The organism is Variovorax sp. Soil_C_12, assembly GCF_057657375.1.
In genome coordinates, this window is sequence record NZ_JBDGIO010000001.1 from 917,227 (window position 1) to 942,736 (window position 25,510).

The window sequence follows — 25,510 nt, forward strand, 5'->3', positions numbered from 1 at the left end:
GGTTCAGCCGCCCGTCACGGGGCGGATCACTTCGATGCAGTCGTCGGGATGCAGGACGTGCGACGCGTGGTTCGAGCGCGGCACGAACTGGCGATTCACGGCCGCGGCGAAAGGCGGCTTCGCCTCGATCAGGGCGATGGCGTCGGCCAGCGTGGCGCCGTCGGGCAGGGTCTTCGGGTTGTCGTTGATCAGGATGTTCATGGGGTGGTCTCCTCCAGGCTGGGCGCCAGCGCGAAGCGGCCTGCGAGCGCCGAGCGGCCTTCGCGCAGCAGCTCCAGCGCCACGTCGAGCATGACCGGCGCAATCATGAAGCCGTGGCGGTAGAGGCCGTTGATCTGCATCACGCGGGCGCGCGGCTGGCTGAAGGCCGGCAGGTTGTCGGGCAGGGCGGGGCGGCACTGGGTCGCGATCTCGAGGATGCGCGCCTCGGCGAAGCCGCTATGCACCGCGTAGGCCGCGCTCAGCAGCTCCAGCGTGGAGCGCACGCTGGCCGGCGACATGTCCTCGGACTCGATCTCGGTGGCGCCGATCACGAACACCCGGTTCGGCTTGGGCACGACGTAGAGCGGGTAGCGCGGATGCACGACGCGCATGGGCCGCGTCAGCGCCACCTCGGGCGCATGCACGCGGATCACCTCGCCGCGCACGCCCCGCAGCGCGCTCCACTGCGGCCGGGCGCCGAGGCCGCGGCAGTCGATGACGCGCTCGCCCTCGCCGGGCTGGAATTCGTCCAGGCTGCGCGGCGCATGCCAGTGCAGCTTGACGTTCGGCAGGGCCTCCAGCGTCGCGAGCAGGGACGCGAGCAGCTCGCGGTTGTCGAGCTGGCCTTCCTGCGGCAAGAACAGGCCCTGCGCGAAGCGGCGGCCCAGCGCGGGCTCGAGTGCGGCGATGCCGGCCGCGTCCACCGTCTTCATCACGCCCACTTCGGGTACCAGCTCACCGGTGCGCGCCAGCATGCGCGCCAGCCGCGCGGCCTCGGCGGCATCCTGCCGGTGCCACAGCACCAGCGTGCCTTCGCGCTGGAAGAACACGGGCTGCGCCAGCTCGTCCAGCAGTTCTGGCCAGCGCGTGAGGCCGTAATGCCCCATGCGCACGATCGAGGGCGGTGCCACGGCCGACTCCGCCAGCGGCGCCAGCATCGCGGCCGCGACGCGGGCGGCCGAGCCGTCGGCCTGCGGCCCGCCGGCATCGAAGAGCTCGACGCGGCAGCCGGCTCGGGCCAGCGCCACGGCCAGCAGGCGGCCCATCAGCCCGGCGCCGAGGATCGCGGCCGAGGCGAAAGGAAGTGCGCTGCGCGCGGTCATCGGCATATCCTCCTGCAGGGCCCGCGATGGCGTGGCCCATAATTTTCGGCATGACCCAAGCAACTTCCCGCTATGCGCGCGTGCTCTCGATCGCCGGTTCCGACAGCGGCGGCGGCGCCGGCATCCAGGCCGACCTCAAGACCTTCTCGGCCCTGGGCTGCTACGGCATGACGGCCATCACCGCGCTGACCGCGCAGAACACGCTGGGCGTCTCCGGCATCCACGGCGTGCCGCCGGAATTCCTCAAGGCCCAGATCCGGGCGGTGGTGGAAGACATCGGCGTCGACGCGGTCAAGCTCGGCATGCTGCATGCGCCCGAGGTGGTGGAGGTGGTGGCCTGGGCCATCGACCACTACCAGCTCGACAAGGTAGTGCTGGACCCGGTGATGGTCGCCACCAGCGGCGACCGGCTGATCGCCGCCGAGACCGTGCAGGTGCTGGTGCGCGAGCTGTTCCCGCGCGCGACCGTGGTCACGCCCAACCTGGACGAGGCGGCGCTGCTGATCGGCCATGCCATCGACGGCGTCGACGCGCTCGACGATGCGGCGAGCGAGCTGCTCGCGCTGGGCGCGCACGCCGTGCTGCTCAAGGGCGGCCATCTGCCGGGCAACGACGTGGTGGACCTGCTGGCCGAGGCCGACGGCGAGCGGCTGCGCCTTTCGTCCGAGCGCATCGCGAGCCGCAATCTGCACGGCACGGGCTGTACGCTGTCCTCGGCCATCGCGGCGCACCTGGCGCTCGGCTACGCGCTGCCGGAGGCGGTCGAGCGGGCGCGCGGCTACGTGGTGGCCGCGATGGCCGCCGGTGCAGAGGTGAAGGTCGGTGCGGGCCATGGACCCCTCAACCACGGCTTTGCGCCAGTGCCGACGGTCCGCCTGCCGCTGCCTGGCGCGTGAACCAGGCCAGCACGAAGGTGAAGGCCAGCGTGGGCAGGGCCGAACCGAGCTGAGGCGCCCACTTGGCGCAGCCGTGATAGACGGCGATGCCCGCGATCCAGATCAGCGCGGCGCCCAGGTCGACGCGGCGCGTGCCCGCGGACGCCGGCGCTTCTCCGGTGCCCAGGCGCCCGAGGATCACGCCGTAGAGCGGCACGAAGACCGAGCTCAGCAGCAGCAGGAAGGGCTCCAGCGTGTGCATCGGCAGCACCAGCGCGAAGCCGATGCACAGCACCGCGAGCACGAGGCCCCAGCGCTTCACGCTCCAGCGCGGCTTCAGGCTGTGGGCCGAGACCGAGCCCGAGTAGACGTCGCCGTAGGCGTTGTCGAGCTCGTCGATCAGGATCAGGCCCAGCGCCACCAGGCCGCCCTGCGCCAGCAGCAGGGCCGTCACCAGGTTGCTGCCCGGCTCGGCGGCGCTCGCCACCATCACGCCCAGGCCGTAGCACCAGATGTTGGCGAGCGCATAGCCCAGCCAGGTGCCCGAGAAGGCGCCGCCCAGCCCGCCGGTGCTGCGCCGGCCGTGGCGTGCGTAGTCGGCCACCAGCGGCAGCCACGAGACGGGCATGGCGATCACCAGGTCGAGCGCGCTGAACAAGCCCATGCCGCCATTGCCCGGGCGCGACCAGAAGGCCTCCATCCCCTTGGCCTGCAGTTGGGTCGCAAACTGCCAGGTCAGCCACAGCAGCGACAGCAGCACCAGCGGCAGCCCGAAGCGGCTGACGAAGCGCCGCACCAGCTTGACCATGGAGCCGGCCAGCAGCGCCAGCAGCACGGCACCCCACAGCAGCGTCGTCAGCAGGCTGCCGAGGCCGCCGCCCAGCGACCAGCCGAAGGCCTGCTTGCCGATGGCCTGCGTGCCCTCGCGCATGATCACGAGCTCGAAGGTGGTCCAGCCGATCAGCTGCACGATGTTGAGCACCACCGGCAGCCGCGCGAAGGCGCTGCCGTAGGTCGCATGCATGAGCCCGGCGCTGGCCAGGCCGCTTTCGCAGCCCAGGCGGGCGGTCCAGGCGAGCAGCCCTGCGCCGATGCACGAGCCCAGCACGATCGCGAGCAGCGCATCGCGCGTGCCGACCGCCGGCACCAGGTAGGCGCCGATCTGCATCACCAGCAGGCCGACGCCGAGGCTGAACCACAGCGACAGGTGGTCGTGCCAGCGGAACACGCGACTGCCTGCGGCGAGCGGCGTCAGCGCTTCATTGCCTTGAGTGTCGATTGCCATCCATTTGCTCCATTGCAAAGTGTTTGGCAGGTGGGCGAGGCCACGGCGGCAGGACCACCGCGCGAGAGGAGACAAAGACGCGGCGGCCGCCGGACCAGCTTCCCTGCGCGAGGATTACCTCAGTCAGGTTCAAAGGGACTCTCTCAGCCGGCCTGCGACCCTTGGGCCGCGGGCTGGCACCCCTAGCGTTTGCTTCAGTCGGTCTGGCGAAGCAGGGCCATTGTAGGCTTGCCGCCGCCGAGACCGGATCAGTACTTGTCGAGCACCGCCCCCGAGCTCGCGCTCGAGGCATTGAAGGCGAACTTGGCCTGCACCCCGCGTGTGTAGCGCGGCGCCGGCGCCTTCCAGCCCTCGCGGCGCTTGGCGATCTCGGCTTCGGGCACGTTGAGCTCCAGCTTGAGCTCATGTGCGTCGATGGTGATCGAATCGCCCTCCTTGACGAAGGCGATGGTGCCACCCGCCGCGGCCTCGGGCGCCACGTGGCCGACCACCATGCCCCAGGTGCCGCCCGAGAAGCGGCCGTCGGTGATCAGGCCCACGCTCTCGCCCAGGCCGGCGCCGATCAGCGCGCCGGTGGGGGCCAGCATCTCCGGCATGCCGGGGCCGCCCTTGGGGCCGAGGTAGCGCAGCACCATCACGTCGCCGGCGACGATCTTGCCGTCGAGGATGGCCTGCAGCGCCGACTGCTCGTCGTCGAACACGCGCGCCGGCCCGGTGATGACGGGGTTCTTCAGGCCGGTGATCTTCGCGACCGCCCCCTCGGGCGAGAGGTTGCCCTTGAGGATCGCGAGATGGCCCTCGGCGTACATCGGGTTCGAGATCGGGCGGATCACGTCTTGATCCGCGCGCGGCCGGTCGGGCACGTCCTTCAGCACCTCCGCGATGGTCTGGCCGCTGATGGTGATGCAGTCGCCGTGCAGCAGGCCCGCGTTCAGCAGGATCTTCATGACCTGCGGGATGCCGCCGGCCTGGTGCAGGTCGACCGCCAGGTACTTGCCGCTGGGCTTCAGGTCGCAGATCACCGGCACCTTCTTGCGCATGCGCTCGAAGTCGTCGATGGACCATTCCACGTCGGCCGCATGGGCAATCGCCAGGAAGTGCAGTACCGCATTGGTCGAGCCACCGGTGGCCATGATCACCGCCACCGCGTTCTCGATCGCCTTCTTGGTCACGATGTCGCGCGGCTTGAGGTCTTTCTTGATCGCCTCGATCAGCACCTTGGCCGATTCCTTGGCCGAATTGGCCTTCTCGTCGTGCGGGTTGGCCATGGTCGAGGAGTAGGGCAGGGAGATGCCCAGCGCCTCGAAGGCCGAACTCATGGTGTTGGCGGTGTACATGCCGCCGCAAGAGCCGGTGCCGGGGATGGCGCGCTTCTCGATTTCGTTCAGGTCCTCGTCGCTCAGGTTGCCGGCGGCGTTCTGGCCGACCGCCTCGAACACGCTCACGATGTTCAGGTCCTGGCCCTTGTACCTGCCCGGCAGGATGGTCCCGCCGTAGACGTAGATGGCCGGCACGTTGGCGCGCAGCATGCCCATCAGGCCGCCGGGCATGTTCTTGTCGCAGCCGCCGACCACCAGCACGCCGTCCATCCATTGGCCGCCGACGCAGGTCTCGATGCAGTCGGAAATCACTTCGCGACTCACCAGCGAGTACTTCATGCCTTCGGTGCCCATGGCCATGCCGTCGGAGATGGTGGGCGTCCCGAAGACCTGCGCGTTGCCGCCGGCTTCCTCGATGCCGGCGATGGCGGCATCGGCCAGCTTCTGCAGGCCCGAGTTGCAGGGCGTGATGGTGCTGTGGCCGTTGGCCACGCCGACCATCGGCTTCTTGAAGTCGCCTTCCTGGTAGCCCATCGCGTAGAACATCGAGCGGTTGGGGGCGCGCGACTTGCCTTCGACGATGTTGGCGCTGCGGCGGTTGATCTGGATAGTCTTGGTGTCCATCGTGCCTCTGCTCGTGGGGAATCGGGGAATGCAAGTATCGGACGATTGACTGATTGCTTCCAATCCGATTTTCAAGGCCGATTGATATGCTCGGCGTATGAGAGAAGCCTCCATCGAGCTGCGCGCCTGGCGCCAGTTCCTGGCCGTTGCCGAGGAGCTGCACTTCGGGCGCGCGGCGCAGCGCCTGCACATGACGCAGCCGCCGGTCACCCAGGCCATCGCGCAGCTGGAGAAGACGCTGGGCGTCGTGCTCTTCGACCGCACGCGCCGCCGCGTGGCGCTCACGCCGGCCGGCGAGGCGCTGCTGCCCGAGGTGCGCGAGCTGCTGGCGCGCGCGCAAACGCTGCCCGGACGCGCCCGCGCGGCGGCAGCGGGCGAGCTGGGGCGGGTGCGGCTGGCCTTCGTCTCGACCATCGGCTTTGAGCGCCTGCCGGCCTGGGTGCGCGAGTTCCGCCTGCAATGCCCCGAGGTCGCGCTGGAGCTGGTCGAGGCCACCGGCGACGTCCAGCTCGAGGCCTTTGGGCGTGGCGAGATCGATGCGGGCCTGATGCTGCATTCGCCCGGCTTCGCGCCGCCGGGGCTCGAACGGATGGCGGTGACGGAAGAGCCGCTGGTGCTGGCGCTGCCGGCGCGGCATCCGCTGGCGCGCCGGCCGAAGCTGCCGCTGGCGGAGGCGCTGGCCGAGCCGCTGGTGATCTTTCCGCGTCGCATCGTGCCCTCGCTGCACGACGCGATCTTCGGGCTCTACCACGCGGCCGGGCGCGCGCCGCAGGTGGCGCAGGAGGCGATCCAGATGCAGACCATCGTCAACCTGGTCTGGGGCGGCCTGGGCTTGGCCTGGGTGCCGGAGAGCGTGACGCAGTTCCGGCGCGCCGGCGTGGTCTACCGCGCAGCGGCCGAGTTCGCGCCGGCTGCGCGGCGGCGGCCGCCCGTGCTGCCGGCCTGCGAGACCAGCCTGGTCTGGCCCGCCGCCGGCGCCAACCCTGCGCTCGCGCGATTCGTGAAGTTCATCGCTGCGAATGGCTCCGCACGTCAATGACCCCATGGATGCGACCGCCGCTGCCACAGGCGCGCAAGGACCGCGCGGCACAATAGCCCGATGCTCATGTACCCCCAGATCAACCCCGTGGCCTTGCAGCTCGGGCCGATCGCCATCCACTGGTATGGCCTGACCTACCTGGCCGCCTTCGCGCTGTTCTACTTCCTCGGCACGCGCCGGCTGCGGCACGAACCCTTCCGTTCGATCACCGGGCCGGGCGCCTGGACGCGCAAGGACCTGGAAGACATCCTTTTCCTCGGCGTCATGGGCGTGATCGTCGGCGGGCGGCTGGGCTACTGCCTGTTCTACAAGCCCGGCTACTACCTCACGCACCCGCTGGAGATCTTCTTCGTCTGGCAGGGCGGCATGAGCTTCCACGGCGGGCTGATCGGTGTGATCGCCGCGATGGGCTGGTTCGCGCGTTCGCGTTCGCGGCCGTTCTGGCAGGTGATGGATTTCGTCGCGCCCTGCGTGCCCACCGGGCTGGCGGCGGGGCGGGTGGGCAACTTCATCAATGGCGAGCTGTGGGGGCGCTTCAGCAGCCCCGATCTGCCCTGGGGCATGGTGTTCCCGCAGAGCGGCTCGATGCTGCCGCGCCATCCCTCGCAGGTCTACCAGTTCCTGCTCGAAGGGCTGCTGCTCTTCGCGATCCTCTGGCTGTATGCGCGCAAGGAGCGGCGCGAGCGCCGCGTCTCCGCGGTGTTCCTGATCGGGTATGGGGTGATGCGCTTCACGGCGGAGTTCTTCCGCGAGCCGGACGACTTCCTGGGCTTGCTGGCGCTCAACATGAGCATGGGGCAGTGGCTGTGCGTGCCGATGGTGCTGTTCGGCATCTGGCTTTATGTGCGGCCTGGTGCGGCGCGGCCGGCCTATGGGGCGCGCCGGCCGGGCTGATTGCCGAGAAGGCGTTAGCGAGTGGACGCAGATCACGAAGAAAGTGCGTCCATCTCCCTACCGGCTCACTCCTTCTTTTCTTTCGCCAACGCCAGTGCTGTCACGCCTTTCTGATAGGCGCTCTTGTTCAGAAGGGTCAAGCCAAGGTCGTTGTCGCCATTCCTTTCCCAGGCGATCCGAGCTGCATGAGCGGCAATATCGTTCGGAACACCAAGCAATGCCTCCATGGCGCCTTGCAATCGCGGAAACATTTTCTCCTCCCATGTTTTCTGATTGAGTGCGATGCGACTCATCAGAGCGATGTAGTTCGGATACATCCGAGGCGCTTCCGTTGGCATCTTGGAGCACTTTTGCTCGATTGCCGGAATGGAAAGAGATCGCAGCACATGGTTCGCCTCCATGGCGCCGGGCAAGCACTTGAAGCAGCCGTCTGGCCAGTCCGGCAGTTGCAGAGAAATGAGTGTCCTGGCATTTGCAAGAAACACTGGCAGCACGTGATCAAGGAACACAAGAGTTGCGTCGGCGCTATCAAGTTTGAGATGCAGCAGCTTGGGATGGGACGCTATGGCCAGCAGCACCGGCAACAGGTCCTCAGAGGCGCAATTGCACGACAGATCGAGGCTGACAAGGCTTGGCAAGCTAACGAGCTTTTCAACGTGCTTCCAATCGAACTTGTAGGGCACCTGGGGACAACAACCCGCGAGCGACAGACTGCTCAGCGCGGTTTTGTGTTGGAGGACTTCCCATAGCTTGCTGAAGTCATCCGAGCTCAATCGATTGCCGGACAGATCCAGGTGTTCAAGCGTGTTCTGTGTCGCCAGAAATTTGGTGGCATAGGAGTGAAGCACGGGCGAGAGGTTGACTCCGGCCTGCAGGTTTGCGAGCGTCAGCCCGCGCAGCACGCTCTGATTCACCAGTGCCTGGGCAAGTTTGTCGTGCAGACCTACATCGAGATCCCTCTGCGAAGAGGGGCTCAGGTAGAGCGTGGTCAATGATGAGGTCTTGAGGACGTGCATCATCAGCTCGTAGGGCTGATCGATTTTTTCAAGGTGCAGGTTCTGCAGGCTCTTCAGGTCTGGCCAGCCCAGCAGGCCGGCATGCATGGTGCAGGAGGTGAGGCACAGGGACCTCAGGTCGGGCATTCGCCGCATGCAACTGCGAAATAGATCGCTGCTGCGCATGTCGAATTTTTGCTCAGTCACGACCAGCTCGCTGATATCCGATGGGTCAGGGAGGGCCTCAAGCAACGTCTGCCACCCCTGCGCGCTGATGGGGCCCGTGACGCGGAGCGTTCGCAAGGATTCCTGCGTCAGCATGGCGAATAGCGCTTTAGTTGCTCCCTGCAGCATGCACTCGCAGACCAGGCCGTTCAACTCATCCTCGTTCGGAATGGCGGCTGTGTTGTTGACGAACTTGCGGATCAGACTATTGACTTTGAGGTCGCGGAGTTCTTCCCGCCAGTCGTTAGTAGGCAAAGGTTGATAGCGTACGTCACTACGTGTGTTGATGTTTCCGGGATTCATTGGGCGCTTTCAGGGTGTAGCAGTCCCTGCAAATGCAGGAGACTTAGTGAGTGGCAGTAACGTGCGCATGGTTCCATGCACGGGGTCGGCGCGATTCCGGAGATGGCAGAAGCATAATTTCGCGTAATTACCAATAATCACAGACCCACGGCCCTGCTACAACAGCACCCATGCGCATCGTCCACAACTCCCTGCACGACGAGGTTGCCGCCACCCTGCGCGAGGAGATCTTCTCGGGCACCCTGGCGCCAGGCAGCTTCGTCGACGAGGCGGCGCTGTGCGAGCGCCTGTCCATCTCCCGCACACCCTTGCGCGAGGCCCTCAAGGTGCTGACGGCCGAGGGCCTGCTGCGCCACGAGCCGCGGCGCGGCTGCTTCGTGGCCGAGGTCACGCAGAAGGACCTGGACGAGATCTTCCCGGTGATCGCGCTGCTCGAAGGCCGCTGCGCCTGGGAGGCGGCGCGCAACGCCAGCGATGCCGAGCTGGCCGCGCTGGAGGCCCTGCACGACAAGCTGGCCCGCCACGCACGGGCCAAGCGCATCAACGATTACTACGCCACCAACTACGCCATCCATGAGGCCATCATCATGCTGGCCGACAACCGCTGGCTCGCGCAGGTGATCGGCGATCTGCGCAAGATCCTCAAACTCGCACGCCTGCAGCAATTGCACGCACCGGGTAGGCTTGAGCAAAGCCTCTCGGAACACCTGGCCGTGTTTGCCGCGCTCAAGGCGCGCGACAGCGACGGCGCCGAGGCGGCCATGCGCACCCACCTGAACCGCCAGCGCGAGGCCCTGCGGGCCGTCGCCGCGCAACAGAAAGCGAAGTTGATTTCATGATCACCAATGCCTCCGACTGGATCACGCGCAACGTTTCCCGACTGCGCCCCGGCTCCGACGCCGAGGGCAAGAAGGCCGGCGCAGCCAAGGCGCCCGCGGGGCCCAAGAGCGCAGGGGTCGGCCCGCGCCCGCTGGCCGAGCGGCTGGAGGCCACGCTGCGCCGCAACGGCGAGGCGCTGGCGCCGCGCGCGCTGCGCCGTGCGCTGGCCGAACTGGAAGCCGTGACCGATCCGCGCATCAGCGAGGTCGAGGCCGGCCGCCGCGCCCATGCGGTGGTGCAGTGGTACGCCGGGCGCGAGCTCGACGAGCGGCGCGACGTCTGGCTGCTGATGAGCGAGCGCTTCGCGCCCGACGTGAAGAAGGTCAGCACGGCGCGCGACCGCCACCAGGCTGCCATGGGCACGACCGAGGAGGCCCAGGCCGAGGTACACCTGCGCCGCGCGCTCCACTCGCCGCGGCTGCGGCTGCTGCAGCGCTTCGCCATCGAACCGGAGGGCATGCGCTTCCTGGTCGACCTGCGCGCGCAGCTGCTGCCGCACCTCAAGGCCGACCGCCGCCTGCTGCCGCTCGATGCCGAGCTCGAGCACCTGTTCTCCACCTGGTTCGACGTCGCCTTCCTGGACCTGCGCCGCATCAGCTGGGACTCGCCGGCCTCGCTGATCGAGAAGCTGATCCAGTACGAGGCGGTGCACGACATCAAGAGCTGGGCCGACGTCAAGAACCGGCTCGACAGCGACCGCCGCTGCTACGGCTTCTTCCACCCGCGGCTGCCCAACACGCCGCTGATCTTCGTCGAGGTGGCGCTGGTGGACCGCATCAGCGAAGGCATCGTGCCGCTGCTCGACGAGGCGGCGGCGCCGGTCAAGGCCGACCGCGCCGCCACGGCCGTCTTCTATTCGATCAGCAACACGCAGGACGGGCTGCGCGGCGTGAGCTTCGGCGATTCGCTGATCAAGCGCGTGGTCGAGACGCTGCAGCAGGAGCTGCCGCGCCTCAAGAACTTCGCCACGCTGTCGCCGATTCCCGGCTTTCGGGGCTGGTTCGCGAAGAACGCGGCCTCGCTGCTCTCGCGCCTGGACGACAAGCGCCAGACCGAGCTGGGCCGCGTGGTCGGCTCGCTGCCGCCCACGGCCGCGCGCGTGCTCGCCGCGGCGGAGGAGTCGAGCGCGCTCGATGCCAAGTCGCCGGTGCGCCAGCTGCTGATGAATGCCGCCGCCGAGTACCTCGGGCGTGCCACCGCCGAGGGCAAGCCGGTCGATCCGGTGGCACGCTTCCACCTGGGCAACGGCGCGCGCGTGGAGCGCCTCAACTGGGCTGGCGACCCCTCGCCCAAGGGCCTGAAGCAGTCGTACGGAATCATGGTCAACTACCTCTACGACCTCAAGCGGCTCGACAAGCACCGCGCCCTGCTGGCGCAGGGCAAGGTGGCGGTGTCGGGCGACGTGGACGATCTCTTTCTCAAGGGTTGATCCCTGGAGGGGCCGTGTGTGGCGCGCCGTGGGCCCCGGCGCATTCGCAAGCAGTTACAACTTCAGGAGACACAGCAATGAGCTCAAGCTTTCAGCGGCGCGACGTCCTGCGCCTGGCCGCGGCCGGCGCCGCCGCCGCCACGCTCGGCGGGGCCGCGTACGCGCAATCGGCCTGGCCGGCCAAGCCGGTAACGCTGGTCGTGCCGTTCCCGGCCGGCGGCGGCACCGACGCCTTCGCGCGGCCGCTGTCGGCCCAGTTCTCGAAGGTCACCGGCCAGACGCTGGTGATCGACAACCGCGGCGGCGCCGGCGGCACGCTGGGTGCGAGCATCGCGGCCAAGGCGCAGCCAGACGGCTACACCCTCTTCATGGGCGCCGTGCATCACGCCATCGCGCCCTCGGTCTATCCCAAGTTGGACTACGACATCGAGAAGGACTTCGTGCCGCTGATGCTGCTGGCCAGCGTGCCGCAGGTGGTGGTGATCAACCCCAAGCGCGTGTCGGCAACCACGCTCAAGGACTTCGTCGCAGAGGCGAAGAAGAATCCGGGCAAGCTCAACTACGCCTCCGCCGGCGCCGGCACCTCGCACCACCTGGCCGGCGAGCTCTTCAAGCTGCAGACCAACACCTTCATCACCCACATCCCCTACCGCGGCGCGGGCCCGGCGCTGCAGGACCTGATTGCCGGCAACGTGGACTGCATGTTCGACGGCCTGGGCTCCTCCGCGCAGCACATCAAGGCCGGCCGCATCAAGGCGCTGATGATGGCGGGTGGCAAGCGCAACCCTGCGTTCCCCGATGTGCCGAGCGCGTCCGAGGTCGGCCTGCCGGAGTACACCGTCACCACCTGGTACGGCCTGTGGGCGCCCAAGGGCACGCCGGCCGATGTGCAGGCCAAGATCGTGGAGGACATGAAGAAGGCGCTGGCCACCGAGGAGCTGAAGGCGATCTGGGGCAACAACGGCGCCGAGATCCCCAACCTCGTCACCACGGCCTACGGCGGCTTCGTGAGCTCCGAGATCAAGCGCTGGGCCAGCGTGGTCAAGGCCTCCGGCGCGAAGATCGAATGAGGCAGGGGGCCGTCAGGCTGAAGCGAGAGGGCGCGGTCGCCTTCGTCACGCTCGCGAACCCGGGCCGGCTCAATGCGATGTCGCGCGCGATGTGGCGCGCGCTGCGCGCCGTGTTCGACGACGAGCTGGCGCGCGACGCCTCCCTGCGCTGCGTGATCGTGCGCGGGGAAGCGGGCCAGTTCTGCGCCGGCGGCGACATCTCCGAGTACCCCTCGTTCCGCTTCGACGAAGCCTCGCTGCGCGAATTCCACGAAAACGAAGTCTGGGCCGCGCTGGCCGCGATGCGGGCCTGCGAGCTGCCGCTCGTGGCCCAGATCGAAGGCGCCTGCATGGGCGCGGGCCTGGAGATCGCGAGCTGCTGCGACATCCGCCTGGCCGGCGACAGCGCGAGGTTCGGCGCGCCGATCGCAAAGCTGGGTTTCCCGATGGCGCCGAGGGAGGCGGCCCTGGTGCGCGGCGCCGTCGGCGACACGCTGGCGCGCGACATGCTGCTGGCCGCGAGCGTGCATGGCGCGCAACGACTCTACGAGGCCGGCTTCCTGCTGGCCGTGCTGCCCGACGGCGAGGTCGCCCCGCGGGCGCTGGCCCACGCTGCACGCATCGCCGAGCTGGCGCCCGAGGCCGCCCGCGCCAACAAGCGTACCCTGGCGGCGGCGTCCGCCGAAAGCCTGCTCGCCACCGCCTACGACTACGCCGATTCGCCCGAGCACCGCGAGGGCATCGCCGCCTTCCTCGCCAAGCGCCCGCCCGTCTTCTGAACCTGTCCGACGCCATGACCGATCCGACCAACGCCAATCTCTTCGCCGCGCTGCGTGCCGCCTTCCCCTCGGATCTCGACGCCATCGCGGTCGAGACCGACGACGGCCTGTACTACTCCTGGCGCGACCTGGACCGCGCCAGCGCGATGATCGCCAACCTCTTCGACGCCCTGGGGCTGAAGGCGGGCGACCGCATCGCGGTGCAGGTCGAGAAGTCGGTCGAGGCCATGATGCTCTACCTCGCGACCCTGCGTGCCGGCTATGTGTTCCTGCCGCTCAACACCGCCTACCGCGAGGCCGAGATCGAGTACTTCATCGGCAATGCCGGGCCTGCCGTCGTGGTGTGCAGCAGCGCCAACGCGGGCTGGGTCACGCCGCTGGCCACCGCGGCCGGCACGCGGCACGTGTACACGCTCGACGACGACCGCAAGGGCACGCTGCTCGAGGCCGCGGCGCAGTGCAGCGACCAGCACAAGGTGGCGCAGAAGAAGCCGGACGACCTGGCTGCCATCCTCTACACCAGCGGCACCACCGGCCGCAGCAAGGGCGCGATGCTCACGCACCGCAACCTGCAGTCCAACGCCGAGGTGCTCAAGGACTACTGGGGCTGGCGGCCGCGTGCCGACGTGCTGATCCATGCGCTGCCCATCTTCCACGTGCATGGCCTCTTCGTCGCCATCCACGGCGCGCTGATCAGCGGCAGCCAGATGATCTGGCTCAACCGCTTCGATCCGAAGCGCGTGGTGGCCCGGCTGCCCGATGCGACGGTGTTCATGGGCGTTCCCACGCTCTACGTGCGCATGCTGGCCGAGCCCACGCTCACGCGCGAGGCCTGCAACGGCATGCGCCTCTTCATCTCCGGCTCCGCGCCGCTCCTGCTCGAGACCTTCGAGGCCTGGCGCGAGCGCACCGGGCACACCATCCTCGAGCGCTACGGCATGAGCGAGACCGCGATGCTCACTTCCAATCCGTACAGCGCGGTGCAGGGCGAGCGGCGCGGCGGAACGGTGGGCTTCCCGCTGCCGGGCGTGCAGCTGCGCGTGTGCGACGACGCCGGCGAGCCGTGCCCCACCGGCGAGATCGGCCACATCCAGGTGGCGGGCCCCAATGTGTTCGCGGGCTACTGGCGCATGCCCGAGAAGACCAAGGAGGAGTTCACGCCCGACGGCTACTTCAAGACCGGCGACGTGGGCAAGGTGGACGGGCAGGGCTACGTGACCATCGTGGGCCGCAGCAAGGACCTGATCATCAGCGGCGGCTACAACGTCTACCCGGCCGAGATCGAGGGCTACATCAACGAGATGGCCGGCGTGGCCGAGAGCGCGCTGATCGGGGTGCCGCACCCCGACTTCGGCGAGGTGGGCGTCGCCATCGTCACGCCCAAGCCGGGAGCGGCGGTGGACGGCGAGGCCGTCATCGCCGAGCTCAAGGCCAGGCTGGCCAACTTCAAGATTCCCAAGTGCTGCTTCGTCGTGCCCGAGCTGCCGCGCAACACCATGGGCAAGGTGCAGAAGGCGCTGCTGCGGGAGCAGCACAAGGGGCTGTTCAAGAGCGCGAAGGCCTAGACCAGGCCGTTCAGCAGCCCCGTGCGCGGGTGGCAGTTGAGGTACTCGTAGCGCTGCTCGTTCGTCTTCAGCACTGACACCTCGTGGTACACGCGCAGCTGCAGCTGGAAGTTCAGCGCCTGCACGTAGCGCATGAAGCCGCCGAAGATCGCCACGTGCGTGGGGTGCGATTCGGCCCAGCGCTCCAGGTCGGCGAGCGAGCGCCAGAAGCTCAGGCCGAAGGACTTCTCGAGCGGTGCGCCCGCCGCATCGAGGTGGCGCATGTAGCGGTTGCTGTAGCAGCCGATGCCCAGGCCCTGGTCGCGCAGAAACTCCATGCCCTCGCGCAGCACCGGCTCCATCTCGTCGACATAGAGCGTGCGCTCCCGGCCGCGCGTGTCGGCCCATTCCTGGCCGGAGCGGATCATCGCGAGATGCTCGTGCCCGGCCACGCGCACGCGGCGGCCCGGCTGCGCGGTCTGCGCGACGATGGCGCGCGCGCCCGAAGGCACCATCGCGTCGGTCTGCGACAGCGGGATGCGGTCGCGCATCGATCCCCAGTAGGCATGCTCCTGGATGTCGCCGCTCGCGCCGCCCATCACGACGCCGACGCCCTCGAAGCGATCGGGCGTGTTGAACAGCGTCTCGTAGTGCGCGACGCGCGGCGAGACGATCTCGCGGAAGTAGCCCAGGTCTTCGTCGAGCCGCTGGTCGGATTGCCACCAGTCGTCGACCTCGGGCGTGGCGCACCAGCGCGCGAAGGGCGCGGGATCGTTCCAGTAGGCGATGGCGATCATGTTGTCGAAGCCGTCCGCATCGACGAAGTGCGTGAGGTCATGGTGCCCGGGCCCGTCGGGCCGGCCGAAGCTGCGCGCGATGCCCGCCAGCGCGGCGCAGGCCCGGCCCTGCATCGCGGCGCCGCGCGACTGCACGCCGAAATAGCCCATGACCACCTGCGACACCGCGCCCGCGGCGCGCGCCGACCATGCGGGGTAGGGCGGCACGTAGTCGTCCTCGATGCGGCGATGCCGCGTGCGCGGGCATTTCAGGTGCTCGGCGATGGCGGATTCCATAGTGCGATCCTTCTCAGGCGGCCAGCGGCAGCTGCACGCCGCCGGCTGCGGGCTCGGGCTTGGCCACCACCGCCTCGAACGCGCCGGCCTCCGCGTCCGTCTGCCGCTGGAACACGACCGGCTCGCGCCGCGCCTTGTTGAGCAGCAGCCGCGTGACGTCGGGCCGCGCATAGTGGCCGCTCGGATCGCCGGCCGCCTTGGCCAGCGAGATCATGCCGAGGTCGATGTCGGCCACCACCAGCCCTTCCTGGTCCTCGGCCAGCGGCGTGCCGAGCGGCGCACCGTCGGGGCCGTAAATGCGCGCGAAGCCGCCGCCCACGCGCAGCATCTGCTGCTTGCCCGCATCGGTGCATAGCAGCTCGCTCATGGCCGGAGAGACGGTGGCGCAGGGCGCGATCACGAAGCACTGGCCTTCGGCCGCATAAACCTGGCTGGCCGCGTTGTTGACCTCGGCGCCGAGCGCGTAGGCCGCGCCCCGGTAGAGCGAGAAGCTGGGCCAGGCGGCGCAGTGGATCTGCTCGTTCTGTGCATACATGGCGTACTTGCTGAGCGGCTGCAGATGTTCCCAGCAAGAGAGCGAGCCAATGTTGCCGATCGCCGTTTCGCACACCGTGAGGTCCGAGCCATCGCCCTCGCCGAACACCGTGCGTTCCACGTGCGTGGGCTTGAGCTTGCGGCGCGTCTGCACCGTCTTGCCCTGGTCGTCGATCAGCGCCTGCGCGATGTAGAGGCTGCCCGCGGCCTTCTCGCTGTAGCCGAGCGAGACCCAGACTTTGTGCTTGCGCGCGGCCTCGCGCACGCGGTCGAACTCGGGTGAGCCCACGATCAGCGAGTTGTCGTGGTAGCGCTGCACGAACTGCATGCCCCAGGCCGGCGAATCGAGCCAGATCCACCACGGATAGCCCGGCGCCCAGGTCTCGGGAAAGGCGAGCAGTTGCACGCCCTGGGCCGCTGCCTGGGCGATCAGGTCGACGGTCTTGTCGAGGGTGCCGTCGAGATCGAGGAACACGGGCGCGGCCTGGACGGCGGCGACGCGAAGGCGGGGATGGGTCTTGCTGGCCATGGTGGGCTCCGGAGGGTGGAAGGAAGGGGCTCCGCAGGCTGCGCGCGCATCGGGTTAGCGCTGTGGCATGCGGGTTGCTTGAAGCGTAAGTTCGACCCCGCCATTCATCTTGTCCCGGTCTCGCGGCGTTCTTGTTCCTGCGTTGCGCGCCGCCTCCGGGAGGACTCCCATGACACAGCTGCTCAGCACCGATGCCGTCCCCCGCGACCAGCGGCTCGCCTACTGGACCGACATGATCTGCAACGTCTACGTGCAGCTCGGCTGCGATCCGGTGCGCGCGGGCCCGCCGGGCGACTTCACCGGCAGCATCCGCCGCCACGCGCTGCCCAGCCTCGACGTGTCGGTGGTGAATTCGGGTGCGCAAAGCGTGATGCGCACGCCCGGCCACATCGCACGCTCGACCGACGCCTACTTCCTGGTCGGCATCCAGACGGCCGGCCGGGGCGTGGTGCGGCAGGACGGGCGCGATGCCGTGCTCTCGGTCGGCGACTTCGCGCTCTACGACAGCACGCGGCCCTACCAGCTGCTGTTCGACGATGCCTTCGAGCAGATCGTGCTCAAGCTGCCGGGCGAGCGCCTGCGCAGCGAGCTGCGCGACACCGAGGCGCTGACGGCCACCACCGTGTCGGGGCGGGAGGGCGCCGGCCATCTGCTGATCAGCATGATCCGCACGCTGCGCGAGGACATCGATGCGCTGCAGCCCGCGTCGGCGCTGGCGGTCGCCAACGGCGTGCTCAACATCCTCGTGGCCGGGCTGCAGACGCTGCCCGCGGCCCGCTCGCCGGGGCTGAGCCAGCTCGCGGCCTTCCACCTGGCGCGCATCAAGCGCCGCATCGACGAGCAATTGGGCGACCCGGCGCTGTCGGTCAGCAGCCTGGCGGCGCAGCTCGGCCTGTCGACGAGCCAGGTCCATCGCGTGTTCGGGAGCGAGCCGCTGACGCCCGCGCAGTACATCTGGGAGCGCCGGCTCGAGGCCTGCAGCCGCGACCTGCGGGAGCCGCGCCTGGCCGGCCGCACGGTCAGCGAGATCGCCTTCGGCCGCGGCTTCAACGACGCGGCGCATTTCAGCCGCGTCTTTCGCGAGCGCTTCGGATGTTCGCCACGCGAGTGGCGGCTGCGGCACTAGGCTTTCTTCACCTGGCCGGCGCGCCTCGGGGCGGGCGGCTACTGCACCAGCAGCACCGAGATGTCCGTCTCCGAGACCACCTTGGTGGCCACCGAGCCCATCAGCGCGCGGCCGAGAATGCCGTGGCCATGGGTGCCCATCACGACTAGCTTGGCGCCGGATTCGGTCGCGGCCTTCAGGATCTCTTCGGCGGCGTGGCCGTGGCGGCCCTGCGTGCTGAAGCTCGTGATGCCCTGCTTTTCGAAGAAGGCCTTGACGGGCTCGAGGACCTTGGCGTTCTCTTCGGTGTAGTAGTCCGTCACCACGTCGCGGCTCAGGTGGCGCGCCACGTGGCCGGGCACGCCGGTGCACACGTGCACCATGATCAGCTCATTGCCTTCGACGAACATGGCGCGATTGGCGACCAGGTAGTCGAGCGCCTTCTGGGTATGGGAACTGCCGTCGACGGCGACCAGGATCTTCATGCGAGCCTCTCGTTTGCTTGGCCTGCGGCCAGGCGCCGCACGACAGGGTTATACGGCGCGGCGCCGCATGCGTACAGAGAAGCCGAGCGGATGCAGGGATTTCAGCCCCGCAGGCCCTTCCACAGCATGTAGGCCGCCAGCACGTACAGGATGCTCGCGAACACGCGCTTGAGCTTCGACACGGGCAGGCTGTGCGCGGCCTTGGCGCCGAGCGGTGCGATGAAGAAGCTGCACACGGCGATCACGATCAGCGCCGGCAGCCAGATGTAGCCCACCGAGCCCTCGGGCAGGCCCTGCACCGCCTGGCCGCTCGCCACGTAGCCGGCCACGTTGGCCACCGCGATCGGAAAGCCCAGGGCGGCGCTCGTTGCCACGGCGTTGTGAATTGCGATGTTGCACCAGGTCATGAAGGGCACGCTGATGAAGCCGCCGCCCGCGCCCACCAGGCCCGAGATGAAGCCGATGACGCCGCCGGCCGCGAGCTGCCCGCCGGTGCCCGGCATCTGGCGCGTGGGCTTGGGCTTCTTGTCGAGGAACATCTGCGTGGCCGAGAAGCCGACGAACAGCGCGAAGAAGACCGCCAGCGCCTGGCCCTTGAGCAGCGCGAACACGCCCAGGCTGCCCACCAGGCTGCCGATCACGATGCCCGGTGCGAGCCGCCGGGCGATGTCCCAGCGCACGGCGCCGCGCTTGTGGTGTGCGCGCACGCTCGAGATCGAGGTGAAGATGATGGTGGCCATCGAGGTGGCGATCGCCATCTTGACCGCCAGGTCGGCCGGTACGCCCCGGTGGCCGAGGATGATGGTGATGAAGGGCACCATCAGCATGCCACCGCCGATCCCCAGCAGGCCGGCGAGGAAGCCGGTGCCGACGCCGAGCGCGGCGAGTTCGGCAACCAGCAGGGGGGCGATCGTCATCGGAGAGGTCTTGGTGTTCTTAAAAAAACCACGGCCCCGAAAGCGGGGCCGTGGCCGTCGATGAAAGGTGTCTGCGAGTGGGGCCGGACTCGCATCCTGAACCGGGGTTCAGGTGGGCGAGGGCAGCAAGGCTTCGGGTTCATCTGACGCGAGATGATCACACCCACCGAGCGATATACCAAGCCCTGCTCCGTAGAGCATTGGAACAAGGACATATAGAGCCCGACGCACACCGCAGACGAAGCGGATTTTACGCCCGCCGGGCGCCGGTGGGCACGCCTCAGAGCAAATGACCGTCGCCGGCCAGGGCCTGGTCGAGGCGTCGGATCAATTGCGCAGCATGGGCCTCGTCGATGTCGTCGGTGCCGGATCCCGCTGCGGGAGCGGGCGCCGGTGCCGCCGGCGCCGCCACAGCGGCGAGCGAGGCCTCGCGCTGGGCCAGGTCGAAGGCCAGGTTCAGCGAGGCCAGGACCGCGATGCGGTCGCGCGCCTTGACCTTGCCCGCATCGCGGATCTTGCACATGGCGGCATCGACGCGATCGACTGCTTCGCGCAACTGCGGCTCGCCGCCTTCGGGGCAGCCGAGCAGGTAGCTCTGGCCCATGATCTGGACTTCTATTTGCTTCATCGGGGCGTGGAGGCGTCTTGGGAGGGATCGGCCGGCAGTTGCTCGAGCAGTGCATCGAGCCGGGTGCGCGCCGCGGCCAGGCGCGACTTGAGCGCATCGCGCTCGCGCGTGAGCGCATTCACCTGGTCTTGCAGCAGCGCGTTGGTGCGCTGCACTTCCTCGTGGCGCACGAGCAAACGTTCGACGCGCTCGGCGATCTGATCAATTCGGCTCGGTGCAGGCATGGGGGGCGATTGTAGTTTCCGGCCAAGCCTGCGTTTACACATAAAATCCCGCGCGTTGGTGCTTCGTGCCGTGGTTCACACGGCGCAGTTCAACGGGAAGCAGGAGTCGAAGCCCTTCAGGGCCCAGCCAGCCTGCGCTGCCCCCGCAACGGTCAAACAGCCGGCACCCCTCGGTGCCACCCTCGTCGAAAAGCCACTGGGCGCCCTGAAACAGGTGCCTGGGAAGGCGGCGAGGGCCGTGTTGTCAGCCCGGATACCGGCCAACGAGGCGGCTGCCGCATGCGCGAGCAGGCGGCAGCCATGACGTCCAAGCACCGGCGGGGAAGCCGGTGGCGGGCATTTGATCTCTTGTGTTCCCATGATGACTTCCTGCGTTTCTTCCGCGCATGCCGATGGTCGCGGCCTGCCGCGCCCCCGCCCGGCGCCCAGCCTCCTGTCCCTCGCCATGGCAGCCATGCTCGGCGGCCTCGCCTGTACACCCACGCTCGCCCTGGCGCAAGCCTCCCCGGCGCTGGCCGAAACGCTGGTGACCGCCACCCGCACGCCCACCCGCGCCGACGAGCTGGTGTCGGACACGGTGGTCATCGACCGCGCGCAGATCGAGCAGCAGGCCAGCCGCACGCTGCCCGAGATCCTGCAGCGCGTCGCGGGCGTGCAGATCACGGCCAACGGCGGCGCCGGCAAGGCCAGCGGCGTGTTCATCCGTGGTGCCGAGGCGCGCCACACCCTCCTCTTGATCGACGGCGTGCGCTACGGCTCGGCCACGGCGGGCGCGCCGGCGTGGGAGAACATCCCGGTCGACATGATCGAGCGCATCGAGGTGGTCAAGGGCCCGGCCTCGGCGCTGTACGGCAGCGACGGCGTCGGCGGCGTGGTGCAGATCTTCACGCGCAAGGGCAAGCCGGGCGAGGACTTTTTCAATCCGCGTGCCTCGACCACCCTCGGCAGCGAGGGCTACAAGCAGATCACGGGCGGCTTCAGCGGCGCCTCGGGCCCCTTCACCTACTCGCTCGACGCCCAGCGCACCATCGACAAGGGCTTCTCCTCGACCAACCGCCGGGTGCCCTTCGGCAACTTCAATCCCGACCGCGATCCTTTCTTGCAGAGCGCGCTCAACGCCTCGCTGGGCTTCCAGATCAACCCCGACTGGAAGGTCGACAGCGGCCTGCTGTATTCCGAGGGCATCAACCACTACGACGACGGCCCGGACTGGGACACGCGCAACCGGGCGCGCACGCAGACCGCCTACATCGGCGTGAGCGGCGCCGTGACCTCGGGCTGGAAGACGCAGCTGCGCTACGCACAGAGCCGCGACTACACGCGCAACATCGTCGCGGAGCCGTTCAACCTGCCGGGCCTGTTCGAGACCACGCAGAAGGAGTACCTCTGGCAGAACGACATCGCGACGCCGATCGGCACCGTGGTCGCCGGCCTGGAGCGCCGCGTGCAGGAGGTGAACAGCGACACGGCCTACACCGTCACCAAGCGCGACATCGACTCGGCCTTCGTCGGGCTCAACGGCAGCGCCGGGAACCACAGCTGGCAACTCAACACGCGGCACGACCAGAACTCGCAGTTCGGCGACAACAACACCTGGTTCGCGGGCTACGGCTATCGCATCTCGCCGAACTGGCGCGTGCATGCGTCGCACGGCACCAGCTTCGTCGCGCCCTCGTTCAACCAGCTCTACTACCCCAACTTCGGCAACCCCGCGCTGCAGCCGGAAGAGGGCAAGAACACCGACGTGGGCATCACCTGGAGCCAGGACGGCCACAGCGTGACGCTGGTGCGCTACGACAACAAGATCCGCGGCTTCATCACCAGCACCACGCGCCCGGAGAACATCCCTCGTGCGCGCATCGAGGGCTGGACCCTGGGCTACGACGGCCAGTTCGGGCCGTGGACCCTGCGCGCGAGCGTCGACTCGCTCGACCCGCGCAACGAGCTCACCGGCAGGCAGCTGCCGCGCCGCGCGAAGAACCAGGCCTCGGTCGGGGTCGACTATGCGGTCGGTCCCTGGAAGTTCGGCGCCTCGGCGCTGCACGTGGCTCGGCGCTTCGACGACAGCGGCAATACCATGCGGCTTGGCAACTTCACCACCGTGGATCTCTATGGCGAATACAAGGTGTCGAAGGACTGGGCCGTGCAGGGCCGCATCGCGAACCTCAACGACGTCAACTACGAGACCGCCTTCGGCTACAACCAGCGCGGACGCGCCGTCTACTTGACACTGCGGTGGCAACCGAAGACCTGAAGCCCCACGAGCGCGCGCTGATCCTCGGCGGTCAGCGCAGCGGCAAGTCGCGCCGCGCCGAGCAGCGCGCGGCCGGCTGGCTGGCGCTCGACCCCGCGCATCGTGCCGTGCTGATCGCGACCGCGACCGCGCACGACGAGGAGATGCGCGAGCGCATCGCGCGCCATCGCGCCGACCGGGTGCAGCGCGTGCCCGGGCTCGTCACGGTGGAAGAGCCGATCCAGCTCGGCCCCGCCCTGGCCCGGCACAGCGAGCCCGGCACGCTGGTGCTGGTCGACTGCCTGACGCTGTGGCTGACCAACCTGCTGATGCCCGCCGAATCCGGCAGCGCAGCGCCGTCCCTTGCCGACACGGCGCAGACCGTCTTGCTGCACGCGCTGCACGAGGCCCGCGGCCCGGTGCTGCTGGTGAGCAACGAGATCGGCCTGGGCGTGATCCCGATGGGGCGCGAGACGCGTGCCTTCGTCGATGCGCTGGGCCGGCTCAACCAGGCGGTGGCGGCCGCCTGCGATCGCGTGACGCTGATGGCGGCCGGCCTGCCGCTCAGTCTGAAAGATCCTTCATGAACTCCTTCGCCAGGCGCCTGTTCGCCGGCTTGCTGGCCCTGTGGGCGCTCGCGGCCCACGCCGTCGTCGTGACCGACGAGCGCGGCGTGCGCGTGGAGTTGCCGCGGCCGCCGCAGCGCATCGTGACGCTGCTGCCCTCGCTGACCGAGTCGGTCTGCACGCTGGGCGGCTGCGACCGGCTGGTCGGCGTCGACCGCTATTCCAACTGGCCCGAGTCGGTGCGCGCGCTGCCGCAGCTGGGCGGCGGCATCGATCCCAACGTCGAGGCCATCGTCGCGCTCAAGCCCGATGTGGTGCTGCTCGCCAAGTCCTCGCGCGTCACCGGGCGCCTGGAGGCGCTGGGCCTCAAGGTGCTGGTGCTGGAGCCCAAGAGCCATGTCGACGTGCGGCGCGTGCTCGACGCGGTGGCCCAGGTGCTGGGCAGCGGCGATGCGCAGCAGGTGTGGCGCGAAATCGATGCCAGCGTCTCGGCGGCGGCGCAGTCGCTGCCGGCCGGCGCAGCGCGCACGCGCGTGTACTTCGAGGTCAACAACGCGCCCTATGCGGCGGGCGAAAGCTCCTTCATCGGGGAGACGCTCACGCGGCTGGGCGTGAAGAACATCGTGCCGGCCTCGCTCGGGCCCTTTCCCAAGCTCAACCCGGAATACGTGGTGCGCGCCGATCCCGACCTGATCATGGTCGGCGCGCGCAGCGCGCAGGGGCTGGAGCAGCGGCCGGGCTGGGGCGGCATCCGCGCGGTGCGCGAGGGTCGCGTCTGCCGCTTCACCGCCGAGGAGTCCGACGTGCTGGTGCGACCGGGTCCGCGCATGGGCGAGGCCGCACGGCTGATGGCGGGCTGCCTTCGGCAGAAGGCGCGCGGAGGCGCCGCCGGGTGAGAAGCCAGCACCGCCGCGCGCTGGCGCTGGGCATCGGGCTGCTGGCGCTGGGCGCGGCGCTGCTGGTGCTGGGCGCGGGCATCGGCAGCACCGGCTTCGAAAGCGTGCTCGATGCGCGCCACGACCCGGTCGCGCTGCAGATCGTGTGGGACATCCGCCTGCCGCGCACGCTCGGCGCCTGGCTCGCGGGCGCGCTGCTCGGCCTCGCGGGCGCGGTGGCGCAGGGCCTGTTCCGCAATCCGCTGGCAGACCCGTACCTGCTCGGCAGCGCCTCGGGCGCTTCGCTGGGCGTGGCCATCGCGCTGGCGATGTTCGGCGTCTCGCCGACCAGCACCGAATGGGTGGTGCGCCTGGGCCTGACCGGCGCGGCCTTCCTGGGCGCCGTGCTAGCGGTGCTGCTGACGCTGCTGCTCGCGCGCGGCGTGCAGCAGACGTTGCGGCTGCTGCTGGCAGGCGTGATCGTCGGCGTGGTGCTGGGGGCGGCCAAGGACCTGATCACCATCGCCTCGGCCGACATCCTGCAGGCGATCGTGGGCTTCATGCTCGGCAGCACCGGCCTGGTCGGATGGAGCGCCTGCGCCGTCATGGGCGCGCTGGGCGCGGCCTGCCTGCTGCTGGGCTGGATGCTGGCGCCGCTGCTCGACGGCCTCGCGCTCGGCGAATCCACCGCGGCCAGCCTGGGCCTGCCGCTCCCCGCGATGCGTGCCGCGCTGGTCGTGGTGCTGGCGCTGGCCACCGGCGCCGCGGTGGCGCAGACCGGGCTGATCGCCTTCGTCGGCCTGGCCTCGCCGCACCTGGTGCGCTCGGCCGTCAAGACCACGCACGCGCGGCTGCTCGTGCTGTCCACCGCCATGGGCGGCCTGCTGCTGATGGCGGCGGACCTGCTCGCGCGCTGGCTGATCGCGCCGCAGGAACTGCCGGTCGGCGTGCTGACGGCCGTGCTCGGCGGCAGCTACCTGCTGTGGCTCATGCACCGGCGCAGTGCGCGCGGAGGCTTTTGATGCAGGCGACGGCGCTGGAAGCCAGGCAGCTGAGTGCCTCGCTGGGCAGCGTCGAGGTGCTGCATGCGATCGACCTCGCGCTGGCGCGCGGGCGCTGGACCAGCATCGTCGGGCCCAACGGCGCCGGCAAGTCCACCCTGCTCAAGGCGCTGGCCGGGCTGCTGGCGCATCGCGGCGAGGTGCGGCTGGGCGGCGAGCCGCTCTCGGCGCTGCCGGGCCGTGTGCGCGCGCGCCGGCTGTCCTGGCTGGGCCAGGGCGGGCCGGGCGAGGGCAGTGCCGACGACCTGATGGTCTACGACGTCGCCATGCTCGGCCGCCTGCCGCACCAGCGCTGGCTGGCGGCCCCCAGCGAGGCCGATCGCGCCGCGGTCGAGCGCGCCCTGCGCAGCACCCAGGCCTGGGAGTGGCGAGAGCGTCCGCTGGGGCAGCTCTCGGGCGGCGAGCGGCAGCGCGTGCTGCTGGCGCGTGCGCTGGCCGTCGAGGCCGAGCTGCTGCTGATGGACGAGCCCCTGGCCAACCTCGATCCGCCGCACCAGGCCGACTGGATGGCGGTCGCGCGCGGCCTGGTGGCCGAGGGCCGTACCGTCATCAGCGTGCTGCACGAGCTCAACGTCGCGCTCGCCGCCGATGCGATGGTGGTGATGGCCGGCGGGCGCGTGCTGCACCAGGGCGCTTGCCATGACCCGGCGACCCACCAGGCGCTGGAGTCGGTGTTCGACGGCCGCGTCGTCGTACACCGCGTGGCGGATCAGTGGATCGCGATACCGCACTGAACT

The 25,510-nt window shown here is 69.2% G+C and carries 25 protein-coding genes and 1 riboswitch; of the genes, 14 read left to right on the forward strand and 11 right to left on the reverse strand.

All coding sequences use genetic code 11. The features are described 5' to 3' along the window. Window positions 1-3: 3 nt before the first annotated feature. Entirely contained in the window at window positions 4-201 is a 198-nt protein-coding gene (gene thiS, locus AC3A6X_RS04575; RefSeq protein WP_487841002.1) for a sulfur carrier protein ThiS, read from the reverse strand. Continuing rightward, window positions 198-1,304, reverse strand: coding sequence for an FAD-dependent oxidoreductase (locus AC3A6X_RS04580; protein ID WP_487841003.1), 1,107 nt, complete (start codon window positions 1,302-1,304; stop codon window positions 198-200). Before AC3A6X_RS04580 ends, thiS begins: the two co-directional genes overlap by 4 nt. Window positions 1,305-1,354: 50 nt before the next feature. On the opposite strand from AC3A6X_RS04580, the gene thiD reads away from it, so the two are divergent. Beyond that, window positions 1,355-2,200 carry a bifunctional hydroxymethylpyrimidine kinase/phosphomethylpyrimidine kinase gene (thiD, locus tag AC3A6X_RS04585; RefSeq protein WP_487841004.1) on the forward strand — a complete coding sequence of 282 codons (846 nt, stop codon included), beginning with the start codon at window positions 1,355-1,357 and terminating at the stop codon, window positions 2,198-2,200. Here thiD and AC3A6X_RS04590 read toward each other — a convergent pair. Together AC3A6X_RS04590 and ilvD are read right to left on the reverse strand one after the other, a co-directional pair. Further along, entirely contained in the window at window positions 2,145-3,464 is a 1,320-nt protein-coding gene (locus tag AC3A6X_RS04590) for a purine-cytosine permease family protein (protein WP_487841005.1), read from the reverse strand. The two genes, thiD and AC3A6X_RS04590, sit on opposite strands and share 56 nt — an antisense overlap. A gap of 248 nt (window positions 3,465-3,712) precedes the next feature. Further along, window positions 3,713-5,407 (reverse strand): dihydroxy-acid dehydratase, encoded by a 1,695-nt coding sequence (ilvD, locus tag AC3A6X_RS04595; protein ID WP_487841006.1) that lies wholly within the window; start codon window positions 5,405-5,407, stop codon window positions 3,713-3,715. A 97-nt stretch (window positions 5,408-5,504) separates the two neighbouring features. Between ilvD and AC3A6X_RS04600 the strand changes: the two genes are divergently transcribed. Then, entirely contained in the window at window positions 5,505-6,446 is a 942-nt protein-coding gene (locus AC3A6X_RS04600; protein ID WP_487841007.1) for a LysR family transcriptional regulator, read from the forward strand. 60 nt (window positions 6,447-6,506) lie between these two features. Then, on the forward strand, window positions 6,507-7,340 hold the full coding sequence (gene lgt / locus AC3A6X_RS04605) for a prolipoprotein diacylglyceryl transferase (protein ID WP_487841008.1): 834 nt from the start codon (window positions 6,507-6,509) through the stop codon (window positions 7,338-7,340). Window positions 7,341-7,405: 65 nt separating this feature from the next. Here the strand turns inward: lgt and AC3A6X_RS04610 are convergent, their stop codons facing one another. Then, window positions 7,406-8,863: a leucine-rich repeat domain-containing protein gene (locus AC3A6X_RS04610; protein ID WP_487841009.1), complete on the reverse strand. Its 1,458-nt coding sequence runs from the start codon at window positions 8,861-8,863 to the stop codon at window positions 7,406-7,408. 170 nt (window positions 8,864-9,033) lie between these two features. Between AC3A6X_RS04610 and AC3A6X_RS04615 the strand changes: the two genes are divergently transcribed. The 5 genes from AC3A6X_RS04615 to AC3A6X_RS04635 all read left to right on the forward strand — a co-directional run bounded on the left by AC3A6X_RS04615 (window position 9,034) and on the right by AC3A6X_RS04635 (window position 14,564). Then, entirely contained in the window at window positions 9,034-9,702 is a 669-nt protein-coding gene (locus tag AC3A6X_RS04615) for a GntR family transcriptional regulator (RefSeq protein ID WP_106558445.1), read from the forward strand. Further along, on the forward strand, window positions 9,699-11,171 hold the full coding sequence (locus AC3A6X_RS04620; RefSeq protein ID WP_487841010.1) for a malonyl-CoA decarboxylase: 1,473 nt from the start codon (window positions 9,699-9,701) through the stop codon (window positions 11,169-11,171). The genes AC3A6X_RS04615 and AC3A6X_RS04620 overlap by 4 nt, the downstream gene beginning before the upstream one ends. Before the next feature lie 77 nt (window positions 11,172-11,248). Next, on the forward strand, window positions 11,249-12,241 hold the full coding sequence (locus AC3A6X_RS04625; protein WP_487841011.1) for a Bug family tripartite tricarboxylate transporter substrate binding protein: 993 nt from the start codon (window positions 11,249-11,251) through the stop codon (window positions 12,239-12,241). Further along, window positions 12,238-12,999, forward strand: a complete 762-nt coding sequence (locus tag AC3A6X_RS04630) for an enoyl-CoA hydratase/isomerase family protein (RefSeq protein WP_487841012.1) — start codon at window positions 12,238-12,240, stop codon at window positions 12,997-12,999. Before AC3A6X_RS04625 ends, AC3A6X_RS04630 begins: the two co-directional genes overlap by 4 nt. A gap of 14 nt (window positions 13,000-13,013) precedes the next feature. Next, a complete protein-coding gene (locus AC3A6X_RS04635) occupies window positions 13,014-14,564 on the forward strand; it encodes a malonate--CoA ligase (protein ID WP_487841013.1) in 1,551 nt (516 codons plus the stop codon). On the opposite strand, the gene AC3A6X_RS04640 is transcribed toward AC3A6X_RS04635, so the two are convergent. Then, window positions 14,561-15,616 (reverse strand): phenylacetaldoxime dehydratase family protein, encoded by a 1,056-nt coding sequence (locus AC3A6X_RS04640; protein WP_487841014.1) that lies wholly within the window; start codon window positions 15,614-15,616, stop codon window positions 14,561-14,563. The two genes, AC3A6X_RS04635 and AC3A6X_RS04640, sit on opposite strands and share 4 nt — an antisense overlap. 13 nt (window positions 15,617-15,629) lie before the next feature. Next, window positions 15,630-16,679: a carbon-nitrogen hydrolase family protein gene (locus tag AC3A6X_RS04645; protein WP_487841015.1), complete on the reverse strand. Its 1,050-nt coding sequence runs from the start codon at window positions 16,677-16,679 to the stop codon at window positions 15,630-15,632. A gap of 169 nt (window positions 16,680-16,848) precedes the next feature. On the opposite strand from AC3A6X_RS04645, the gene AC3A6X_RS04650 reads away from it, so the two are divergent. Continuing rightward, window positions 16,849-17,805, forward strand: coding sequence for an AraC-like ligand-binding domain-containing protein (locus AC3A6X_RS04650; protein WP_487841016.1), 957 nt, complete (start codon window positions 16,849-16,851; stop codon window positions 17,803-17,805). Window positions 17,806-17,843: 38 nt separating this feature from the next. Here AC3A6X_RS04650 and AC3A6X_RS04655 read toward each other — a convergent pair whose 3' ends face one another. The 4 genes from AC3A6X_RS04655 to AC3A6X_RS04670 all read right to left on the reverse strand — a co-directional run bounded on the left by AC3A6X_RS04655 (window position 17,844) and on the right by AC3A6X_RS04670 (window position 20,038). Continuing rightward, complete coding sequence (locus AC3A6X_RS04655; protein WP_487841017.1) at window positions 17,844-18,269, reverse strand: universal stress protein; 426 nt, start codon at window positions 18,267-18,269, stop codon at window positions 17,844-17,846. Window positions 18,270-18,370: 101 nt separating this feature from the next. Further along, a complete protein-coding gene (locus AC3A6X_RS04660; RefSeq protein ID WP_487841018.1) occupies window positions 18,371-19,186 on the reverse strand; it encodes a sulfite exporter TauE/SafE family protein in 816 nt (271 codons plus the stop codon). Window positions 19,187-19,466: 280 nt separating this feature from the next. Then, the gene (locus tag AC3A6X_RS04665) at window positions 19,467-19,814 is read right to left on the reverse strand and encodes a cell division protein ZapA (RefSeq protein WP_487841019.1); all 348 of its coding nucleotides are present in this window, start codon (window positions 19,812-19,814) and stop codon (window positions 19,467-19,469) included. Further along, on the reverse strand, window positions 19,811-20,038 hold the full coding sequence (locus AC3A6X_RS04670) for a DUF904 domain-containing protein (protein ID WP_077002748.1): 228 nt from the start codon (window positions 20,036-20,038) through the stop codon (window positions 19,811-19,813). The genes AC3A6X_RS04665 and AC3A6X_RS04670 overlap by 4 nt, the downstream gene beginning before the upstream one ends. Window positions 20,039-20,078: 40 nt before the next feature. Continuing rightward, a riboswitch (cobalamin riboswitch) is annotated at window positions 20,079-20,317 on the forward strand. Window positions 20,318-20,483: 166 nt separating this feature from the next. Here AC3A6X_RS04670 and AC3A6X_RS04675 point away from each other — a divergent pair. The 5 genes from AC3A6X_RS04675 to AC3A6X_RS04695 are packed head-to-tail and all read left to right on the forward strand — an operon-like array spanning window position 20,484 to window position 25,507. Further along, on the forward strand, window positions 20,484-22,292 hold the full coding sequence (locus tag AC3A6X_RS04675; protein ID WP_487841020.1) for a TonB-dependent receptor domain-containing protein: 1,809 nt from the start codon (window positions 20,484-20,486) through the stop codon (window positions 22,290-22,292). Next, window positions 22,274-22,858, forward strand: coding sequence for a bifunctional adenosylcobinamide kinase/adenosylcobinamide-phosphate guanylyltransferase (cobU, locus tag AC3A6X_RS04680; protein WP_487841021.1), 585 nt, complete (start codon window positions 22,274-22,276; stop codon window positions 22,856-22,858). Before AC3A6X_RS04675 ends, cobU begins: the two co-directional genes overlap by 19 nt. After that, the gene (locus AC3A6X_RS04685; RefSeq protein ID WP_487841022.1) at window positions 22,855-23,733 is read left to right on the forward strand and encodes an ABC transporter substrate-binding protein; all 879 of its coding nucleotides are present in this window, start codon (window positions 22,855-22,857) and stop codon (window positions 23,731-23,733) included. The genes cobU and AC3A6X_RS04685 overlap by 4 nt, the downstream gene beginning before the upstream one ends. Beyond that, entirely contained in the window at window positions 23,730-24,734 is a 1,005-nt protein-coding gene (locus AC3A6X_RS04690; protein WP_487841023.1) for a FecCD family ABC transporter permease, read from the forward strand. Before AC3A6X_RS04685 ends, AC3A6X_RS04690 begins: the two co-directional genes overlap by 4 nt. After that, window positions 24,734-25,507, forward strand: coding sequence for an ABC transporter ATP-binding protein (locus AC3A6X_RS04695; RefSeq protein WP_487841024.1), 774 nt, complete (start codon window positions 24,734-24,736; stop codon window positions 25,505-25,507). Before AC3A6X_RS04690 ends, AC3A6X_RS04695 begins: the two co-directional genes overlap by 1 nt. Window positions 25,508-25,510: the final 3 nt, after the last annotated feature.

Coding starts and splice junctions, on each gene's coding strand:
- thiS (WP_487841002.1), bottom strand. CDS start 201: ATGAACATCCTGATCAACGACAACCCGAAGACCCTGCCCGACGGCGCC.
- AC3A6X_RS04580 (WP_487841003.1), bottom strand. CDS start 1,304: ATGACCGCGCGCAGCGCACTTCCTTTCGCCTCGGCCGCGATCCTCGGC.
- thiD (WP_487841004.1), top strand. CDS start 1,355: ATGACCCAAGCAACTTCCCGCTATGCGCGCGTGCTCTCGATCGCCGGT.
- AC3A6X_RS04590 (WP_487841005.1), bottom strand. CDS start 3,464: ATGGCAATCGACACTCAAGGCAATGAAGCGCTGACGCCGCTCGCCGCA.
- ilvD (WP_487841006.1), bottom strand. CDS start 5,407: ATGGACACCAAGACTATCCAGATCAACCGCCGCAGCGCCAACATCGTC.
- AC3A6X_RS04600 (WP_487841007.1), top strand. CDS start 5,505: ATGAGAGAAGCCTCCATCGAGCTGCGCGCCTGGCGCCAGTTCCTGGCC.
- lgt (WP_487841008.1), top strand. CDS start 6,507: ATGCTCATGTACCCCCAGATCAACCCCGTGGCCTTGCAGCTCGGGCCG.
- AC3A6X_RS04610 (WP_487841009.1), bottom strand. CDS start 8,863: ATGAATCCCGGAAACATCAACACACGTAGTGACGTACGCTATCAACCT.
- AC3A6X_RS04615 (WP_106558445.1), top strand. CDS start 9,034: ATGCGCATCGTCCACAACTCCCTGCACGACGAGGTTGCCGCCACCCTG.
- AC3A6X_RS04620 (WP_487841010.1), top strand. CDS start 9,699: ATGATCACCAATGCCTCCGACTGGATCACGCGCAACGTTTCCCGACTG.
- AC3A6X_RS04625 (WP_487841011.1), top strand. CDS start 11,249: ATGAGCTCAAGCTTTCAGCGGCGCGACGTCCTGCGCCTGGCCGCGGCC.
- AC3A6X_RS04630 (WP_487841012.1), top strand. CDS start 12,238: ATGAGGCAGGGGGCCGTCAGGCTGAAGCGAGAGGGCGCGGTCGCCTTC.
- AC3A6X_RS04635 (WP_487841013.1), top strand. CDS start 13,014: ATGACCGATCCGACCAACGCCAATCTCTTCGCCGCGCTGCGTGCCGCC.
- AC3A6X_RS04640 (WP_487841014.1), bottom strand. CDS start 15,616: ATGGAATCCGCCATCGCCGAGCACCTGAAATGCCCGCGCACGCGGCAT.
- AC3A6X_RS04645 (WP_487841015.1), bottom strand. CDS start 16,679: ATGGCCAGCAAGACCCATCCCCGCCTTCGCGTCGCCGCCGTCCAGGCC.
- AC3A6X_RS04650 (WP_487841016.1), top strand. CDS start 16,849: ATGACACAGCTGCTCAGCACCGATGCCGTCCCCCGCGACCAGCGGCTC.
- AC3A6X_RS04655 (WP_487841017.1), bottom strand. CDS start 18,269: ATGAAGATCCTGGTCGCCGTCGACGGCAGTTCCCATACCCAGAAGGCG.
- AC3A6X_RS04660 (WP_487841018.1), bottom strand. CDS start 19,186: ATGACGATCGCCCCCCTGCTGGTTGCCGAACTCGCCGCGCTCGGCGTC.
- AC3A6X_RS04665 (WP_487841019.1), bottom strand. CDS start 19,814: ATGAAGCAAATAGAAGTCCAGATCATGGGCCAGAGCTACCTGCTCGGC.
- AC3A6X_RS04670 (WP_077002748.1), bottom strand. CDS start 20,038: ATGCCTGCACCGAGCCGAATTGATCAGATCGCCGAGCGCGTCGAACGT.
- AC3A6X_RS04675 (WP_487841020.1), top strand. CDS start 20,484: ATGGCAGCCATGCTCGGCGGCCTCGCCTGTACACCCACGCTCGCCCTG.
- AC3A6X_RS04685 (WP_487841022.1), top strand. CDS start 22,855: ATGAACTCCTTCGCCAGGCGCCTGTTCGCCGGCTTGCTGGCCCTGTGG.
- AC3A6X_RS04695 (WP_487841024.1), top strand. CDS start 24,734: ATGCAGGCGACGGCGCTGGAAGCCAGGCAGCTGAGTGCCTCGCTGGGC.